Source organism: Actinacidiphila sp. bgisy167 (assembly GCF_057707665.1).
The window spans coordinates 1-18089 of sequence record NZ_JBYIQP010000106.1 but is presented as its reverse complement, the minus strand read 5'-3'; the positions used below and the strand labels follow the sequence as shown (position 1 = coordinate 18089).

The 18089-nt window shown below is 71.2% G+C and carries 11 protein-coding genes; 2 read left to right on the top strand and 9 right to left on the bottom strand.

What is annotated here, in order from left to right; all coding sequences use genetic code 11:
- From AC3ET4_RS27775 to fxlA, 6 genes are all read right to left on the bottom strand, one after another.
- Positions 1-220 (bottom strand): ATP-binding protein (locus AC3ET4_RS27775; protein ID WP_431954181.1); only part of this gene is annotated, 220 nt, incomplete at its 3' end.
- A gap of 298 nt (positions 221-518) precedes the next feature.
- Entirely contained in the window at positions 519-1631 is a 1113-nt protein-coding gene (locus AC3ET4_RS27770; protein ID WP_431954183.1) for a hypothetical protein, read from the bottom strand.
- A 74-nt stretch (positions 1632-1705) separates the two neighbouring features.
- Positions 1706-3736 (bottom strand): methyltransferase, FxLD system, encoded by a 2031-nt coding sequence (gene fxlM, locus AC3ET4_RS27765; RefSeq protein ID WP_431954179.1) that lies wholly within the window; start codon positions 3734-3736, stop codon positions 1706-1708.
- A 26-nt stretch (positions 3737-3762) separates the two neighbouring features.
- Positions 3763-5037, bottom strand: a complete 1275-nt coding sequence (locus AC3ET4_RS27760; protein ID WP_431954177.1) for a lanthionine synthetase C family protein — start codon at positions 5035-5037, stop codon at positions 3763-3765.
- Entirely contained in the window at positions 5034-8126 is a 3093-nt protein-coding gene (locus tag AC3ET4_RS27755; protein ID WP_431954175.1) for a lantibiotic dehydratase, read from the bottom strand. Before AC3ET4_RS27755 ends, AC3ET4_RS27760 begins: the two co-directional genes overlap by 4 nt.
- A 97-nt stretch (positions 8127-8223) precedes the next feature.
- Positions 8224-8400, bottom strand: a complete 177-nt coding sequence (gene fxlA, locus AC3ET4_RS27750) for an FxLD family lanthipeptide (protein WP_431954173.1) — start codon at positions 8398-8400, stop codon at positions 8224-8226.
- 320 nt (positions 8401-8720) lie between these two features.
- On the opposite strand from fxlA, the gene AC3ET4_RS27745 reads away from it, so the two are divergent.
- Positions 8721-10049 carry a DNA-binding protein gene (locus AC3ET4_RS27745; protein ID WP_431954171.1) on the top strand — a complete coding sequence of 443 codons (1329 nt, stop codon included), beginning with the start codon at positions 8721-8723 and terminating at the stop codon, positions 10047-10049.
- A 9-nt stretch (positions 10050-10058) separates the two neighbouring features.
- Here AC3ET4_RS27745 and AC3ET4_RS27740 read toward each other — a convergent pair whose 3' ends face one another.
- On the bottom strand, positions 10059-11072 hold the full coding sequence (locus AC3ET4_RS27740) for an NAD-dependent epimerase/dehydratase family protein (RefSeq protein WP_431954169.1): 1014 nt from the start codon (positions 11070-11072) through the stop codon (positions 10059-10061).
- A gap of 228 nt (positions 11073-11300) precedes the next feature.
- On the opposite strand from AC3ET4_RS27740, the gene AC3ET4_RS27735 reads away from it, so the two are divergent.
- On the top strand, positions 11301-14843 hold the full coding sequence (locus tag AC3ET4_RS27735) for an nSTAND1 domain-containing NTPase (RefSeq protein WP_431954167.1): 3543 nt from the start codon (positions 11301-11303) through the stop codon (positions 14841-14843).
- Position 14844: 1 nt separating this feature from the next.
- On the opposite strand, the gene AC3ET4_RS27730 is transcribed toward AC3ET4_RS27735, so the two are convergent.
- A complete protein-coding gene (locus AC3ET4_RS27730; RefSeq protein WP_431954165.1) occupies positions 14845-15153 on the bottom strand; it encodes an NIPSNAP family protein in 309 nt (102 codons plus the stop codon).
- A gap of 643 nt (positions 15154-15796) precedes the next feature.
- Positions 15797-17956, bottom strand: a complete 2160-nt coding sequence (locus AC3ET4_RS27725) for a UvrD-helicase domain-containing protein (RefSeq protein ID WP_431954163.1) — start codon at positions 17954-17956, stop codon at positions 15797-15799.
- Between the last annotated feature and the right edge of the window lie 133 nt (positions 17957-18089).

Below are 18089 nucleotides of genomic sequence, written 5' to 3'. Positions count from 1 at the left end.
GACGCAGCCGCAGTTCGTAGGGGCCGACCGCGTGCTCGGTGGCGTTGGCCACCAGCTCGGAGACTGCCAACACGGCGTCGCTGATGACCTCACCGCCGTAGCCGAGCTGGTCGAGGGCGCAGCGTAGGGCGGTGCGGGCCTGGGCGGGGGCGTTGGGGGTGCAGCTGGTCCAGCGCCAAAGGATGTCGGCGCTGGCGGTCGGGTCGGGGTGGGTGGTCATCGCCGGCCTCCTCGGGCCGCGTGGCGAGCGCGTACGACGCGTCGATGGCGGCCGTGTCCGGGGCGTACGCAGTCGCGGGCTTCGGTGAGGGCGAACGGGCCGGCAGTCGGGGCGAAGGGCAGCAACAGCGCGACGGTGAAGAGGAGCGCAGCCATGGCAATGGCCTCCCAGTGATCGCGGACGGGACGCGACCACGACACCGTGGGTGCGCGAAGAGCGGAAGTCTGCTCTCACCAGGTCTTTCAAAGACTTTCCGGCGCTGGATGCCGGCTCGTCCGCGTCGTTCTCCCGGCGGGGGTCAGCGCTCGGAGGCTGCGTGGCCGAGGCTGGTGCGGATCACCTCGTCGCTGGTGTGGCGTGCGGCGGCGAGGTCGTCGCGCAAGGGTGCTGGGAGGGTGCGGGTGCCCAAGGCGCAGGCGTTCACGAGGTCGTGACACTGCTCGGCTTGCCGGTCGGTGATGAGGGCGGTGGTCAGCGCGTGGGAAAGGATCTCGCGGGCGGCGTATCCGTCACGTGCGTCCAGGGCCCGGTGGGCGAGGATGTCGGCGATCGTGCGGGCTGCGGGGTGCTCGGCAGCGGCGATGACATCAAGGACGGTGAGACCGAGTCGGGTGTCGAAGACGGTGAGACCGGGTTCCGGAAGTCGCTGGGGAAAGGCGTCGAGCAGGTGGTCGATGTGGCCGTCGACCGGTTGGCCGGTGCTGCGCTGGCACAGTGCGGTGAGGCAGGCGGTTACGGCCTGCTCCCATGGCTCGCCGGGGGCCGTGTGATCGAGGAGTTCGGCTGCGGTGGCGGTGTCGCGAGCGGTGAGGGCTGCGATGACGGCGACCTGGCGGCCGTCGAGCATGCGGGTGCCGATGCCGTGGTGCTGTTCGATGTGGGTGAGGGCTTGCTGCCAGCGACCTGTAGTGGTGAGTGCGCGGGTGCCGTCGGCGAGGAGGACCCGCCACAACCAGGCGCGTACCTCCTGGCGTTGCTGTGGGCTTTCGGCCAGGTCGGAGGGTACGGCTACACCGTCCAGGACGGTGCCTGTCGCGGTGTCGACGGCCGCGTGGAGGGTGAGGAGGTGGTGGTGTCCGTCGTCGTTGCGGTCGGCGCGGATGTGCAGGCGTGCGAGGTTGACCAGGGGTTCCAGTGCTCGGATGGCGCTCATCGCGGGCAGGGGGCACGCGTGGAGGTAGGCGGCGGCGTGCTGGTGGCACAGCGTGCGGGCGAGGTCGGGGAGTCCGAGGTCGGAGGCGAGGAGCGCGGACTGGTTGTAGACGGTGGAGGCCAGTCCCTGGTCAGTGTTCCGTCGGCTGGTGTCGGCGAGTTCGACGAGTTGCGCCACGCGTTCGGGCAGCGGGAGGCAGGCAGGGCGGACGCGAGCGACAAGGGGAAACCGCTTGGCTGTCGGCCCGTGCGGGTCCAGGGGGTTCACAGGTTCCTTCCGGAGGTGGGGACGGAGCCGGCCAGGCGGTCGAGCGGCCTGGCCGGTGGGCCGTGTCACTGCCAGTCGATGACGATGCGGTTGAGGGGGGTGTCCACGGTGAAACGGCCCGGGGCCGTCTCGACGGGCGCCGCGGCGTCGAGGGGCAGCAGTTCGAAGCGGGCTTCGCTGCCGCGGTGGTCGCGGTCCCAGGTGCGCATGGAGTCGGTGATGCGGGCGGCGAGTTCGTCTGCACCGGGACCGTGTCCGACGACGCCGAACTCCCACAGCTTGCCGCCGTCCGGGGTGCGCTGCTCGGACAGGCGGCGGGTGAGGTAGGTGAGCGCACCCTTGTCGAAGGCGGCGGTGGCGGACGGGTAGGGGTCGTCGGTGAGAACGGTGCCGGCCGCCGAGCGGGGGAAGAGCATCCGGGTCAGGCCGCTGGGTGTGGTGCAGGTCAGCCAGAGTTCCATCCACTCCGGCGATTCCATGGCGCGGTAGAGCACGCCGGACCACTCGACGGTGCGCGGCTGGTCGAGGACGTCGGCCAGGGCTTCGACGTCGGCCGCCTGCTCGAGGTGGGTCTGGAGCCGTACCGTCCCGTCCGGGGTGAGGGGGATGATGCGGCGCTCGTCGTCGGCGATGCCGCACCGCAGGGGCATGAACGTGTTCATCTCGCTCCCGACGGACAACCAGCGGCCGTCGTGGTTCTCGTAGGCGATGGAGCGGGAGACGCTGCCGCGCAGCCGCTGGGGGACGACCAGTCGACCGCCAGGCGCAAGCTGGTAAGTCCAGGCGCGGGGCACGCCGTGGGCACCGACGGTAGCGATGATCCGCTGGTAGGGGGCGCCGTCGGGGTGGCCGAGGGCGCCGTCGCCGAGGACGACGGTGACGTTGCCGATGCCCGCCTCCGCAAGGCGGGCGCGGGCACCGCTGACGAGGTCGTCGTCGACGTCGACGGTGGTGACGTGTCCGGTGCCGCTGACCAGGTGGGCGAGAAGGGCGGCGTTGTAGCCGCTTCCGGCGCCGAGTTCGAGGACGGCGTCCCCGGGCTGGGGCTGCAGTTGCTCCAGCATGAGGCCGACGACCCCCGGCTGTGAGGCGCAGCTGATGGACGTGCCGTCCTCGTCGCGTTTGATGTCGACCGTCGTGTCGGCGTAGGCGACGTCGAGCGAGACGTGGGGCACGAAAACGTGGCGGGGGACGCTGCGCAGTGTCGTCTCGATGCGGGGCGTGCGCACCCGGCCGTCGGCGACGACCCGGTCCACCAGGGCGTGGCGGAGCCGTTCGGCGTTGGCGTCGGTAGTGTGCGGTTGTGCGGGTGCCGTGTGGTCGCTGGTGGTCATGACTACCTCTCGTGCGAGCTGGTACAGGGTGCGCTGGTCTTCCAGGGGGAGAGCGGCGCGGTTGGCGTGGAAGATGACGTGGTGGGCGAGGACGGCCCTCAGGCCTCGGGACAACTGACCGGTGCGGGCCAGGCGGGCGAGGTCGCGCCCGGCTCGTTCGAATGCCGCGATCCATACATCGTGTCCGGCCAGAGGTCCACCGGGGCCCGTCTGGGTATGCGTGTCGGCGGTCATCAGTCGGCGCAGCGCCGGGAGGTGCGCGGCGGCCTGTTCGGGCAGGTGGCCGTGGTCGGGCGGGCGCAGGGCGGCGGCCTTCGCCCAGACGTCGCCTTGCTCGTACCAGTCCAGGCCCGCGGCGCGCAGCATGGTGCTGCACAGCAGGACGGCGGTCTCGCGGGCGCCGAGGTGCTGGGCGCAGGTGAGCAGATGGCGGCTGTCGTGGTGGAAGAGGTCGTGTGCCGTCGCCATGGCCTGCTCGCCGCCGAAGGCGACGGTTTCCGGTTCGTACACGCTGCTCGTCCACGCGGTGATCCGGCCGTCGGCCGCGAGCTTGTCGAGGAGGTCCCGGATGGCGGCGGGTGCGGGCCCGCGGCAGCAGTAGCGCAGCGGCCAGGGCTGCTTGTTCATATACCACCAGGTGGTGAGGAGTCCGTCGGTCTGGGCGGCGGTGAGGGCGGGGCCGAGGACGCCGGTTGCGGCGGTCCGGGCGGTGTCGCGGTCGGGGAAGGTGAGGTTGTGCTGGTGCCAGTGCTCGCGGGGCATCAGGGCTCTCTTCGTGACGGCGGGGCTCAGGCCAGGAGCAGGCAGGTGTCCCAGGCGGAGGCGGTGGGTGTGGTGGTGCTGGGTGCGAGGACGGCCAGGGCGACGCCTGCGGCGCCTTCGAGCAGTCCGGTGCCGGAGGCGCTGCTGTCGATGAGCGTGGTGGCCGCGGTGTCCGGGTCTACGTCCGGGGGGTGGACGGCGGAGAGCAGACCGGGGATGAGGGCGTGGAGGCGGGTGCGAGTTGCGGGTAGCGCGTCTTGGGCCATGCGTGCGGCGGTGTGGGCGAGGCCGGCGTATCCGTGGCACAGGGACGGGTCCGTCACGGTGGCGAGGTGTGCGGTGTCGGTGAGGGCGTCGATGAGTGCGATTTCTGCTGCGAGTTGGCGGCTGGTGTCGGCGAGGGCGCGGCCGGCGAGTTGTTGTGCTCGCGCGAGTCCTGCGGTGCCGTAGCACCAGGACGGGCGGCGCGGGCCGGCGGGGCCGGGCCGGTCGGTTCGCAGTTCGGGGCGGGTGATCCAGTACGGCCAGGTCGGACCGTGGTCGGTGTCGGTGCGCCAGCGGTCCAGCCAGGCGCAGATGGTGCGCAGCGCGTGGAGGTGCCCGGGGACGGTGATGCCTCGCAGGGCGGCCAGGGCGAGCAGCGACAGAACTCCGCCGATGCCGTGGGCGAGGCCGTTGTTGGCGTGCCCGCCCGCGAAGCGGCTGTGCGGTGTGCCAGCGGGGCCCGTTGCGGTCCACCATCCGGGCAGCACCACACCGTTGAAGGGGATCGGCTTGGTGAGGCGGACGAGGTAGTCCAGGACTGCGTGGACGAGGGGGCTGTCGGGGTCGCGGCGCAGCAGGTAGGCACCGTAGCCGGTGAGGCCGCGGATGGCGTCGAACTCTGCGAGGGCGGGGAGGTGTCGGGCGTCGAGGCGGCGGTGTGCTGCGTCCAGCCGGCGTCGGGTGTCGACGGTGATCTGCCGGTCCAGCGCGTCCAGGGCTTTGCGGCAGGTGCCGGGACGCTGCTCGGCGGCGCAAGCCAATGCGTGCGCGAGCGCTGGGGCGCCGTGGTAGGGGTGGCTGTCGGGTCCGGCGGTGAGGGGGGTGCGGGCGGCGGCGGTGAGCCAGTCGCGGGCGCGCTGCCAGGGTCCGAGGCCTTGGGCGGCGCGTTCGATGTGCAGTAGGGCGATGCCGGGGATGCCGTGGGCGAGGGACCGCCGCCACACCTGCTGGCTATAGATGGTGGGCGGGGTGGTGTCGGGGTGGGCGAGGCGGTCGCTGACGGCTCGGGCGAGGTCGTGGCAGGGATGGATGCTCATGCGGGCCTTCCGGTGGTGCGGGCAGTCCAGGTGAGGGCGGCGGCCCGCGCGAGATACAGGCAGAGGGCCTCTTCGGGGAAGTCGACGGCCACGTGGCGGACGAAGTGCACGTGCAGGAGGGAGTTCAGGACGTCGTCGGCGTTGATGCCGTGGGTGTCCGGCCCGGGCAGGTGGCTGCGGTAGGCGGCCAGGGCCGTATCCCGGTCTGCCCAGGCGGCGACGGTCTGCGGGCCGCCCGGGAGCGAACGCAGTGCCGACCAGTCGTGGCGGGGGTCGGCGAGGCGGACGGCTTCGGTGAACTGCGGGCGCGGCACCGGCTGCGGGGCGGTCGCGGGGATGTGGTCGATCAGCCAGCGCATTCCGGCCGCCGTGCTGCCGAGGAAGGCGGAGGCGATGGCGACGGTGTGCGCGGCGACCAAGGCGCGCCGTTCGGGCCGGTCGCGCTGGCGAAGTTGGGTGAGCAGGGCGCGGGAGTCGGTACGGAACACCTCTTCGGCCGCCTGCCACGCTTGTCCGGAGCCCCAGCGGCCGGTCTCGGGGTAGGAGGTGGGGTAGCGGACCTCGCGCAGCAGGCCTGCGGCGTGGAGTTCGTTCGTCCATGCGCTGACCTCTGCGGCGACGGGCCCGAAGTCGGCGGGGTCGTTCAGGGCGATCCGCAGCCGCAGGTGCTGGTCGGGGTCGCGGAAGCGCACGTACCACCAGGGCGGTTGGCCGAGTCGCTCCAGCAGCGCGGGCAGGTGTTCGGCGACGACGGTGTCCTGCCGGCGGATGTCGCCGTACAGGGCGGCCAGGAGTACGGGCGACGCGGCCGGGCTCTGGCCTTGGTCGCGGCCGATGATCCGGTCCCGCGTTGGAGCCGGGAGACGCGGCCACGGCGAGGGTCCGACGGCCCGGAGCGGGATGACGATCTCGTGGGCCCGGCCGCCACACCAGCCGGCCCTGCCCGGTGCCTCGACGAGGACGGCCTGCCCGGACCGGTGCAGGTGGTCGCGCAGCAGTACCCGGTGGCCCGTGTGGTCGAGATCCAGGGTGAGGCGCCGGTCGCCTTCGGCGAGGTGCACATGCCGGGGAAGGCGGCGTCGGCTGCGCAGCCCCGTAAAGGCGTCGTCCCACGTGCTCCAGGGCGAGATGCGGTCGGGGAGCTCGTCCGCGGTCAACCGCCACCGGGCCGGTGAGATCACCGTGCGTCCGTGGCACAGACGCGGCAGGAACGGCATGGCCTGTGCTGCTCCCCAGTCGAACAGCGTCACCGCGGCGCACTGGGCTCGGCTCAGCTCGATCAGGAAGCGGGCCAGCGGAGAGGTGTGGGTGCGCAGGTTCAGGGCGTGCATCGCGACGGCCTCGACGCGCCGCCTGTACGCCGGCGCCGCCAGGTACATGCGGCGCCCGTCGCAGCCCACCGCCAGGTCCTCGACCGTCAGGACCGATGCGTCCGGGCTCTGGTGCTCCTCCAGGCTGATCACGGTCGGCAGGACCCGGGGCGCTCGGGTGACGTGCGCCGTCTGCGGCACCAGCGGCGGGAACGACAGCTGGGCCACCGCGGTGGTGCCGTCGCCTCCCGGCAGGTCGGACAGTTCGCCGGCCAGCGCGGTACGCCCCTGCTGGTCCAGGACGGGAAGGAACCGGCCGGTGCCGACGCCCGCGCCGCGGGAGACACTCAGGACCTCCAGGCGGAAGTCGCCGCGCTCCATGCTGGCGGTGCTGTCGGCGTGTACCCGCACCCCTATCTCCACGTGCGGTGGGAGCCGGGGGTGCTCGGGTCCGAGGTCCAGGGCCGCCAGCAGGGCCTCGTCCACGACGACCTCCTCGCGGCCGTCGAGCACAGCCTGCTGGGCCAGCCGCACCAGCACCTCGTCCCGGCTCGACACCGGCGGGCGACGCTCCGGGACGGCGGTTCCCGGGTATCCGTCGGGGAACCCGATGCCGCTGTCGGCGACGGCGTCCAGGACGGGCACCATCGACCCGATCCCGAACCGCTCGTAGAACCGCTGGTGGTACGCCTTCCATGCCGCCGTGCCGTACGGCGCGGAGCTCACGCGGGCGAGCACCAGCGCCGCCTTCTCCACCTCACGGGCCACCACCGCGGGCAGAGTCACGGAGGCGTCCAGACGTAGGTCCACAGCGAGCGGATGCCGCCGGACCGGGGCCAGCGCGCCCATCAGCTCGGCGGCACGCTCCCGCCCGGCACGGCTCTCGCGCACGGGCCGCCCGTCGCAGGCTTCCAAAGCGACATCGATATCACGTAGTTCACGGACCAGCTCGGAAACCTGGGTGATCCCGTCGGCGCCGACGGCGTCGAGCTGCGCCAGCAGATGCCCGAAGGCGTCGGTCGCGGTGCCGGGTGCGTGCAGCGAGGTGATCAGCACCCGTCGCTTGACGAGCTCCGCCAGCAACTCCGTGACCGTTTCCTGCCCGGCGTCCGGGAAGTTCGCCAAAACCTTCTCCCTCACCTCGACCACGGGGGCGGGGGTACGGGCTGCCGCCAAGGCGGCGCGTACCGGCTCGGAGTGTCGCAGCGCCACCTCGACGGCACCCGTGCCGCGCACCCGCCCGTCCGGCTGGTACGGCACGACCACCCGGTCGCCGCGGACCATCAGCGCGCTGTTGGCGACCACCGGCAGCCGTGCCAGCAACACGGGGCAGGCTTCCAGTCGTCCGATCACGGCCGCGAGCCATTCGGCGCCGGCACGGACCACCGTCCGGTGCTCGGTGCCCCACTCGGCTCGTGCCCTCGTGCCGAGGGCGGCAGTGGTCACCCCGGCGAACAGCCCGAACGGCGTGGCGCGGCCCTCGGCACGTAGCAGGTAACGCGCCACCGACAGCACCGCGCGCCGTACATCCCGTCCGGCGGGCCGCTCTGCCATGCACAGTGTCTGGATCTCCTGCGCCAGCGCCGGGCTGGCATGCCGCACAGCGTCGGTGACATCGGCCGTATCCCACACCGCCCGCAGCCAGGCGACCTGTGCCGATACGCCCTGCAGACTCGAATCGATCAGATCGGGCCACGGCGGAACGTGCAACCGCGGGTGTGCCGCAGCGCGCACGAGCGCGATGGAGCCGGACCGGAACACGCGGGCGGGTGAGGCCATACCAACCTCCTCAAGGGCAGTGGGAAAGGGGAAGAGACGACCGGTGCCGCCACCGGGCGGACGCCGTACGACGGCACCGGCATCGGGCACGAGAGCGTCAGGCGACGCCGGTCGTGCAGGCGCCGCACGTGCTGCCGCAGCCGTCGTCGGTGACGTTGACCAGGCCGGCCGGGTCCGCCACCTCCAGCAGCGTGACGTCCAGGTCGAAACCGCTGTCCGACGCGACGGCCTGCTGCTGCGCGGCCTGCGTGCTCAGCGTGATGTTCGGGCTCATACCAACTCCTCCGGTGTGTGGGGATGACGCGTCGTTCGCGACTCCACGGCCGTGACCCGCCCCGTAACGGGAACCTGCAGCGACCGCTCGGCTCAGCGAACGTGGTGAACAGGGTTCTGTCGGCCCGGATGGCTCCGCCATGCCTCCACGGGTGGCCTTCAGATACCGTCCGAGTGACGTGCCGCGCTTCCGAGTGGCTTTCACATAGCCTCTGCTGCAGCCTTGTTGCGTCCTCGCGGGGCGACGGTGTCCCCTTCCAGTCAAGGGATCGATCCACAAGGCGCGCCGCAGCGTGCGGGACACTCGGAGAGTGGGGCGGAATGGGCGACGGGCCGAAGACGCTGCTGAAGTGGCTGGTCGACCGGGACCGGATGCCGTACCGCAGGTTCGACCAGAAGTTCACCGAGACCGGAGGTCTGCTCTTCGGCAGGAGTCCGAACAACCCCACCTGCGGCGAGAGCCAGTTCCGGCGCTGGACGGCCGGCAAGCTCATCGGCCTGCCCGGCGCCGAAGCCTGCCGGATCCTCGAAACCATGTTCCCCGGTCACACCGTGGAGCAGCTCTTCGGGCCGCCGCCCGCAGCGGACGATCTCCCCGCCATCCCCCGCGACCTGGAAGAACGAGTTCGCATGACTGCACGTGAAGCTCATGACAGCGCCGACGCGACCGCCACGGCGGCCATCTCCGACACCAGCATCGACGAGATCCGCGACCAGGTGATCAGCCTCGCCCGGCAGTACCACGCCGTCCCACCGCAGAAGGCGTTCGAGGACGCCGACGTCCTGCGTCTGGAGGTCGAGAGGCAGCGCGACCGAACGCAGATCCCCGCCCAGCAACAGGAACTGATGGTCCTCAACGGCCAAGTCTCGGCCCTGCTGTCTGCGGCCGCCTTCAATCTCGGCTACCTCTCCAGCGCGAGGAGCTTCGCCCGTACGGCCGCGCTGTACGGCGAGACCTCACGGTTCGCCCCGCTGCGCGCCTTCGCCGACGGCGCATTGGCGTATATCGCCTACCACTCCGGCGAAGCCACCGAAGCCGCGGCGAAAGCCGAGCGCGCACTGTCACACGGCGCCGTAGGCGACGTCGCGTACCGCCGCCTGTACGCCATCCAGGCCCGCGCGTACGCGCACCTGGGCGACGTGAGCTCCGCCCAGGCCGCGATCAGGCGCTCCGAGGAGGCCGATCACGGCCGAAGGGACGAGCTACACGACACGGTGGGCGGGGAGTTCGGCTTCCCCGCCGAGCGGTTGGCCATGTCCAACAGCACCACCGCGCTCGTCATCGGAGACGGCGCCCAAGCCGAGACCTCCGCCCGGCGCGCCCTCGTGCTACTCGCGCAAAAACCACAGAACACACAGTCTGCGCACGTGCGCGGAGGCGCGGCGGCCGACCTCGCCCTGGCCCGCCTCATGTCCGGCGACGTCGACGGCGCAGCCGAAGCGCTGGAACCCGTGTGGAGCATTCCAGAGGACCACCGCATGACGGGCATCGTGGTCCGCATGGCCCGGGTCCGTCGCCACCTGGCGCAACCCGCCTACCACGGGGCGCCGCTCCCCCGGCAACTACGCGAACGCATCGAGGACTACACGCGCCTGTCCCCGCCGTACCGGCTCGGCCCGCACACAGGGCTGCTGGCCCTCGAAGCCTGACCGACACGTTCACAGTGAGGCAAGGATCTTCGCTTCCTTCTCGACGGCGATCCCGTGCAGCGCCCGCCGGGGATGGTCAACAAGGCTTCCACCCGCCGACAGCCACGCCCAAGTGTCCCGGATCGTCTCCGCCAACGGCCGGCAGCGCAGACCCGCAGCCAGCGCGCGCCCGGAGTCGACCGACCACACCCCGGCGTGCGTACGCCACAGCGGCAACTCCGTCCACTGCGCGACCCCTTGCGCCGCCAGGACCTCCGGCTCCACCCAGACGGGCGCCCCCGCGCCACCCGTCACCTCCAGGCACGCGCCAATGAAGTCGCGGAAGGTCATCCCCTCCGGATGGGAGACGTTGAAGCTCCCGCTACCCGTGCCCGCAGCCTGGTCCAGCGCGAAGGCCGCCACATCCCGGACGTCGACGGGCTGAATCCTCCGGTCGGCCGGGGCCGGCGCCAGAATCCGCCCGCCCCGAGCCGCCCGCTCCAGCCACCACGGCAACCGCCCGACATACTCTCCCGGCCCCAGGATCACCCCCGGCCGCAGAAACACCGCCCGCTCCCCGAACGCCTCCCCCACCGCCCGCTCCCCGCCGGCCTTCTGAAACCCGTACTTGGTCGGGCTCCCGTCCTCGCCGGTGTAGCCGAACGACTCGTCAGCATCGGCCGGGCTCTCCAAGAGCGCAGAGCGGTCGGTCAGATGCGAATGCGGCCAGCCCGCGTACACGGAAACCGTGGAAACGTGCACCCACCGTGCCGCCATCTTGCTCAGGGCAGACGCAACAAGCAGCACATCGCGCGGCGCCAACTCCGAGCTGGAGGTGTCGATCACCGCATCCCACGGCCCGCGCTCCGCCAGCCGCGCCACATCGCCGGCCTCCGTCCGGTCCCCTCGTACGGCCTGCACCCCGTCGACGTCGCGCCCAGAGCGCCCACGGTTGAACGTCGTCACGGACCACCCGCGGGCCATCGCCCCCTCGGCAATCCATCGGCCCAGAAACCACGTCCCGCCCAGAACCAGAATCCTCATGGCCATGATCCTGCCTGCCCGCTGCTCGCAGCAGAAGAACGCGCAGCCGCGGATTCGAGCCTTCACTGTCGAGGCCGGCAACTCACCGAGTGCGACGCCACCGTCGCTCGCTGCTCGGGCACTCTTGAGATATTGCAGCCCGCGGCCGATGATTGCCGTTGGCGATCGGTAGCGGCGAAGCCGGGGGGCGTGGATGCAGCGACGCGGCAGCGCGGGGAATGCGGCGCCGTGAGGGGCCGCCTGCAGCTACTGCTTCAGGTCACGCTGGTCCTGGTCGGAAGCCTGCTGGGGATCGTCACGAACTACGCCACCAATGAGAACGACGTCCCCTTGCTGCTGCAGTTGCTGCAGCGGGTGGCCATACCGGCGATCGGGCTGCTGATCGTGGCGACCGTGGCCTTGCAGGTGGTCGTCCACCGGCTGGAGAATCCTGGGACGCCGCGGTCGGTCTGGCCCCGTGACCGGGTCCCCTACCCAGGGCTGGACGCTTTCACCGAGGACGAGGCTCCGGTTTTCTTCGGGCGGCCGGCGCAGTCCGATGAGCTGACTCGGCGTCTCCACCAGCCGCAAAGCCGTCCCGCCGACAGATTCCTGCTGCTGGTCGGGGCCTCGGGGAGTGGGAAGTCGTCGCTGGTGCGCGCGGGGTTGATGCCGCGGTTGCGCGGCCGGCGGTGGACGGTCCTTCCGGCGTTCTCGCCCGGGCCGAATCCGCTGGCGGCGCTGGCGGCGGTCATCGCTGCGGCCGGCGGCGGCCGGGAGTCAGTGGCTACGGTGCTGCGACGTCTGCGGGAGGATCCGGCGGCGCTTGTCGCAGAGTTGGCGCGGCTGCGTGCGGGCAGGTTCCGGAGTGTGCTGCTGGTCGTGGACCAGTTCGAGGAGCTCGTCACGCTCGCCGGCGAACGGGAGCGGTCGCAGTTCCTCGATGCCCTGCACACCTGCCTGGCCAGGGATGCGCGGGTGCGGGTGCTGGCGACGCTGCGGGTGGACTTCCTCAGGCCGCTGCTGGCCACCGGCCACGCCGAAATGTTCCAGCACCCGGTGGCCATCGGCGCCCTTGACCGGAGCCAACTGGCCGAAGTGGTGAAGCGGCCCGGCGCATTGGTGGGCTTGTCGTTCGCTCCCGGCGTCGTGGACGCCATCGTCGAGGACACCGGTTCCGACGACGCGCTGCCGCTGCTGGCGTACCTGCTGCAGGAGCTGTACCTCGCGTCCGGTCCGGGCGAGACCGTGACCGAGGAGCTCTACCGCAGGCTCGGCGGGGTCGCAGGGGCGCTGGCCCGGCAGGCCGACCACGCCGTGGCCGAACTCGGCGCCGGCACCGATTGCGTCGCTATCGACGAGGTCCTGCGCGTCCTGCTGAGGTTCGTCACCGTCCAAGGCCAGGAGGTGGCCCGTCGTCGCGTCGTGCTGGCCGAACTGACCGACCGGGAACGGCGCGTGGTGGACGCCTTCACCGATGCCCGCCTGCTCACCACCGGCGCCGAGCCCGGCCATGAACCCTACGCCCAGGTCACCCACGAGGCCCTCTTCCGCCAGTGGGCGCCCCTACGGCAGGAAGTCGAAGCCCACACTGAGCAACTGCGTCAGCGCGCCGAACTCGAGCGTTGGGCCGAAGACTGGGAGCACTCCGGACGCAGCGACGACTACCTGCTGACAGGTGAGCGACTGGGCCTGGCGCAGCGGTGGCTGCTGGCGTTGCGGGACAGCGGGCAGGCGACGCCAGGGGCGCAGGCATTGGTGGAGTCGTCGCAGCGGCGTGATCTGGCGTTCTTGCGGCGGGTGGCGGACGCGATCGGACAGTACGTGCTGGGGGCGGTGGAGCGGGACCCGGAGCGGTCGTTGCTGCTGTCGCTGGCGGCGCTGGGTGAGTGCACGCCGACGCCGGCGGCCCAACGGGGACTGCTGACGGCGTTGGCGTTCAGCCATGGCCGGCTGCTGCTTGACGGGCACACCGATACCGTCCGGCACGTCGCCTGGTCCCCCGACGGGTGCTGGGTCGCGACGGCATCTCGGGACGGCACCGCGCGGATCTTCGACGCCGCTTCGGGACGCTGTACGCGGGTGCTACCGTCCCAAGGCGCCATGGTCGAAGGTGTGACCTGGTCACCGGATGCCGCCCGGGTCGCGACGGTGGGTCGCGAGCACGTGGTGAGGATCTGGGACGCCGCCACCGGCGAACCCGTGCGTCTGCTGACCGGTGCCGGCGATATCGGGAGGCAGGTCGCCTGGTCCCCAGACGGGAGGTGGGTGGCGGCCAGTTCCCGCGACCAGACGGTCCGTGTGTGGGACGCCGCCAGCGGCCGCCTCGCCCATGAGCTGCGCGGCCACCAAGGTGACGTGTGGGGCGTGGCATGGTCCCCGGACAGCACCCGCCTGGCCTCCGCGTCCCACGATCAGACCGCCCGCGTCTGGGTCCTGGAGAGCGGCACCACGGCAGTCGTGCTGTCCGGACATGCCGACTTCGTCGAGGGCATCGTCTGGTCCCCGGACGGCACGCGCATCGCCACCGGCTCCGGTGACCACACCGTCCGCATCTTCGACGCCACCACCGGCGCCCGACTGCTCCTGGTCCGCGGTCACACCGACTACGTGTGGAACACCGCCTGGTCCCCCGACGGGCGGCTCCTCGCCTCGGCATCCTCGGACCACACCGTCCGGATCGTCGACGCCCACGACGCCAAGGTCGTCGCCGTCCTGCGTGGCCACTCCGACACCGTCTGGGGCGTGACCTGGTCCCCCACCGGTCGCCGAATCGCCACCAGCTCCACCGACGGCACCGCCCGCATCTGGGACCTGCGCCCCCGAGGCGCCGAAACCCTCCTCCTCGACTGGCACCGCGGACCGGTCAACCAGGCCGCCTGGAACCACGACCACACGCGCATCGCCACCGCCTGCGACGACCACACCGTCCGCATCTTCGACGCCACCACCGGCGCCACCGCCCACGTCCTCGAGCACGCCGACCGCGTGTGGAGCACCGCCTGGTCACCGCACGACGACCGCCTGGCCATCAGCACCAACGACGGCACGTTCCGTATCTTCCACCCCGACGGCAGGACAATCGCCGAACACCGCGGACCCGTCATCGAATCCATCGCTTGGTCCCCCGACGCCACCCGCATCGCCACGGGCGACCACGACGGCACCATCACCATCTGGTCCGCTCACGACGGCACCCGTCTTACCGCCCTGACCGGGCACCAGGACTGGGTCAGCCGCATCGCCTGGTCCCCCACCGGCCGCCATCTGGCCAGCGCTTCCGATGACCGCACCTGCCGCCTGTGGGACATCGCCGAAGCCCGGCAACTCACCGTCCTGCGCGGGCACGACAACTACGTCGACGACGTCACCTGGTCACCCGATGAAACCCGCGTCGCCACCGCTTCCGGCGACTGGACCGCAGCCGTCTGGGACACCGCCACCGGCCGCCGCATCGACACCCTCACGGGCCACCAAGGCCGGCTGCGCGCCATCGCCTGGTCCCCCGACGGACGCCACATCGCCACCGGCTCCGACGACCGCACCCTGCGCATCTGGTCAGCCACCACCTACGAAGAGACCACCATCGCCGGCGTCCATCAAGACAAGATTGCCTCCGTCGCCTGGACCCGCGACAGTACCCGCCTGCTCACCGCCTCCCACGACGGCACCGCCCGCATCTGGACCGCCGACCATGACCTCACCCGCCTCGAAGCCCACGCCCGCACCCGCGTCTTCCGCGTCCTCACCGAGGACGAACGACGCCACCACATGCTCCCCCAAACGCCCTAACTCAGGACCCTAGTTCGACCGGCTCCACCGTCCGTTCCTCCGTACTCACCAGGTAGTCATCCGGATCTAGACCCATCGCCTTGCGCTCCGGCGACGCCCAGTACACGGCGTTCCGCTCCGCGAACGACTCCGGCCCGTCATACGAGATCAGCCACACGAACTGGTTACGCTCCCGGTCCACCCACGCCCCACCGATCGCGAATCCCAAGGCCAACCGGAGCGGCACGATCTCTTCCCGCCACCGATCCGCCCACTCGTCCAGCAACCCCTCCCGGACGGTGTAGGTCCGCAACTGCGTCGTCTTCGGCATACGAAGCCCTCCGGAATCGTCAACTCATCAGCACGATAGAGGTCCCAGCTGCATTCCGGCGCAGCTCCGGGAGCATGTCGCAGTGCCCAGGACCGAGACCGAACGCGTATACATCGCCTGGACCGCTCGCACCGAACGCCACCACAGCATCCGCACCCTCGAGAACATCGCCGCCCTCAGCGCCGGCGCACACGACTCCATTGGAGCCCTTGGCCTTCGCGCCCCTCTGACCCTCGGCTTCAACGAATACGACGGCAAAATCGTCTACCGCGCCGCAGCCTACTCTGCCGCCGGAGAGGGAGAGCGCCTGCGCCGCTCGGATGGCGTCCCGCCAAGTGGTGTAGGGGATCAAGGCGCCGGAATCCGCAGGCCATGGACGGGGCTCCGCCCAGTCTGGGATTCAACCCACCTCACCCCCCAGCAGGCTTCGTGCGTTACCGCGTCTACGGAGATCGCCCTGGGCCTCGTACCGAAGCGCGTAGCGCTTGATCCCCCGCACCACGTCGGGGGACACGACCGCTGCTCGCGCTGGCGGACGAGTGGTTCCGGGTGCACTACGAGAGACGCCGACTCGGGGCCGTCCCCCGGCGTCATCGCATCTACGGCTCCCGGACTGAGGTACCACCGGAACCGGAGCACGGCATCACAGGGCAAGAATCTCGCTGGGTTGCCCGCTGTACGACACGTACAGCGCCTCCCGCGCCCGAGTGCAGGCAACGAACAGCAGGCACCGCTCGGCAGCCAGGTCGGTGGTGTGCTGGATGCGGTCCACCTCGGCCGGGGTGACGGCCGGCGCGAACGGGAAGGCGGACCGGGTAACGCCGGCAACGGCGACGCACCGGTACTCCAGCCCCTTCATGCTGTGCAGCGTCGACACCCGCACTCCCACCGCGCTCTCTGGCTCCCCGTCCCGCACCCGCACCACGGGGATGCCGGCCGCGGCGAGACGGTCACCCAGCTTGCCCGTCAGGGTGTTGAAACGAGCGCAGACAGCAATGTCCGACGGCGCGACCCCGGCGTCCATCCAGTCCCGAACTCTGCGCACGACGGCGTCGGCCTCCTCGTTCTCACTCCCGTGCCCCTCGCACACAGGCTGTACTCCGTGCAGCAGCGAACGGTATCCGGCGAGGGTGTCGTGGGCGTCGCCGGTCAGATCGGCGACAGGCTCACCGCCGAGCAGGCCACGGGCCCAGCGCAGGATCTCCTCGGTGGAGCGGTAGTTGACGCGCAGTCGCCCGCTACGTCCCGCGACGGAAATGCCGAGGGAGCGCAGCGAGACCCGGGCATCGTAGATCCTCTGATGCGGGTCGCCGGTGACGAACAGGTCGTCGGGACCCTCCGGGGTCAGGGCGCGCAGCAGCCGCCACTGCGCCGGGTGCAGGTCCTGCGCCTCGTCCACGACGACATGGTCGTAAGACGGTTCCGCGCCCGGCTTGTCGTGCAGCAGCCGGGCAGCCTCGGCACAGACCTGCAGCCAGGTGTGCGCCCGGTCACGGGCCAGACCGTCCTCGAAGAGGGTCACGGCCTGCCACACGCGCCGCCGCTGGGCCTGCCCGAGCGCGCTGCCGCGTCCACGCCGCTCGCACGCCAGGTATTCCTCCTCGCTCCGCAGGTCCTGGGCTAGGACCACGTGCCGGTACTCCTGGGACAGGAACGCCTCGTTCCAGGGCAGTTCGAGGCGGCGGGCCACGCGCTGCCAGCGGGTCCGCTCGTCCCGGTCGCTGAGCGCGGCCCCCGGGTTGCCACGCAACTGCCGCACGACTCGGTGGGCGACGGCGTCGACAGTGGTGACGTCGACACGGGCGAGCAGCGCCGGGTCGTGGTCGAGCAGCAGGGCGAGGCTGCTCTGCAGGGAGCGGGCCAGGGCTCCGGTGTAGGTGGTGAGAAGTACACGCGTGTCGGGCGCCCGGTCCAGCAGGTGCTTGACCCGGTGCAGGGCGACGACCGTCTTTCCCGTGCCGGGGCCGCCGGTGATCTGGGCGGGTCCGGCGTAGCCGGGCCGGTAGGCGATGCGCCGCTGGGTAGGGTGAAGGAAGATCCGCCAGGCGGCGAAGGGCTTGGTCAGGATGTCGGCGAGTTCGTCGGGACCGGTGACAAGCGCGATGCGGCTGCGGGTGCGAGTGACGGCGGCGGCCAGGTCGTCCTCGGCGGTGGTCTGCCCCGCCGCCGAGCCCTGGGTGGCGGTCGTCTTCTGGCGTACGGCGACGAGGTCTCGGTAGATGTCGTCGGGATCGAGGCCCTCGGCGAGCAGCCACAGCGCCTCGTACTGGTCCTCCGGCATCAGCGACCCGAACGCCTCCAGCTGCGCCTTGCCGGTGACGGTGCGGGCGGCGCGCAGGGTGACGTCGTCCACGCCGAGGTGCCGCAGGACGGTGTCCGACCAGGGGGCGAACAGGAGCTGGGGGGCCGCGGCGGCTTCCTGCGCGAAGAGCGGGGTTATCTGCTCCATGGCGGTGAGGTCGCGCACTTCGAGGCAGCGGGTTACGGCGTTGACCGTGTAGAGCCGTCGGCGAGCCCACGAGTAGGCCTTGTCATGGGGGACGACGTGGACGAAGACGAAGAGGTCGCTGCCGTCGTCGGGCGCGAGCAGCACGATCCGCAGCCCGTCATCGACGCGGATGGTCCGCATCCGAGGGTCACGCGAGCTCACCACAGACTCCAGGTGAAGCCCTTTGTCCGCATGGAGTTGCGGGACCGTCAGCTGCTGGAACTTGGCCATCGCCTTGTGGACGCGGGCACGGGCCGGCTTGTCGAGCCGGTCGACGCCCTCCCAGAACGTGTTGGTGATCGCGATCTGCGGCATGTTCCCCACCCTTCGACAACACCGACCGACAGAGTATCTGTTGACTCAGTTTACGAAATGCTCCATGATCTCCGCAGCAGTTGCCCTACGACACAGGGGCATCGCGAGCGCGGGGGTTGGGGAGATGACACGG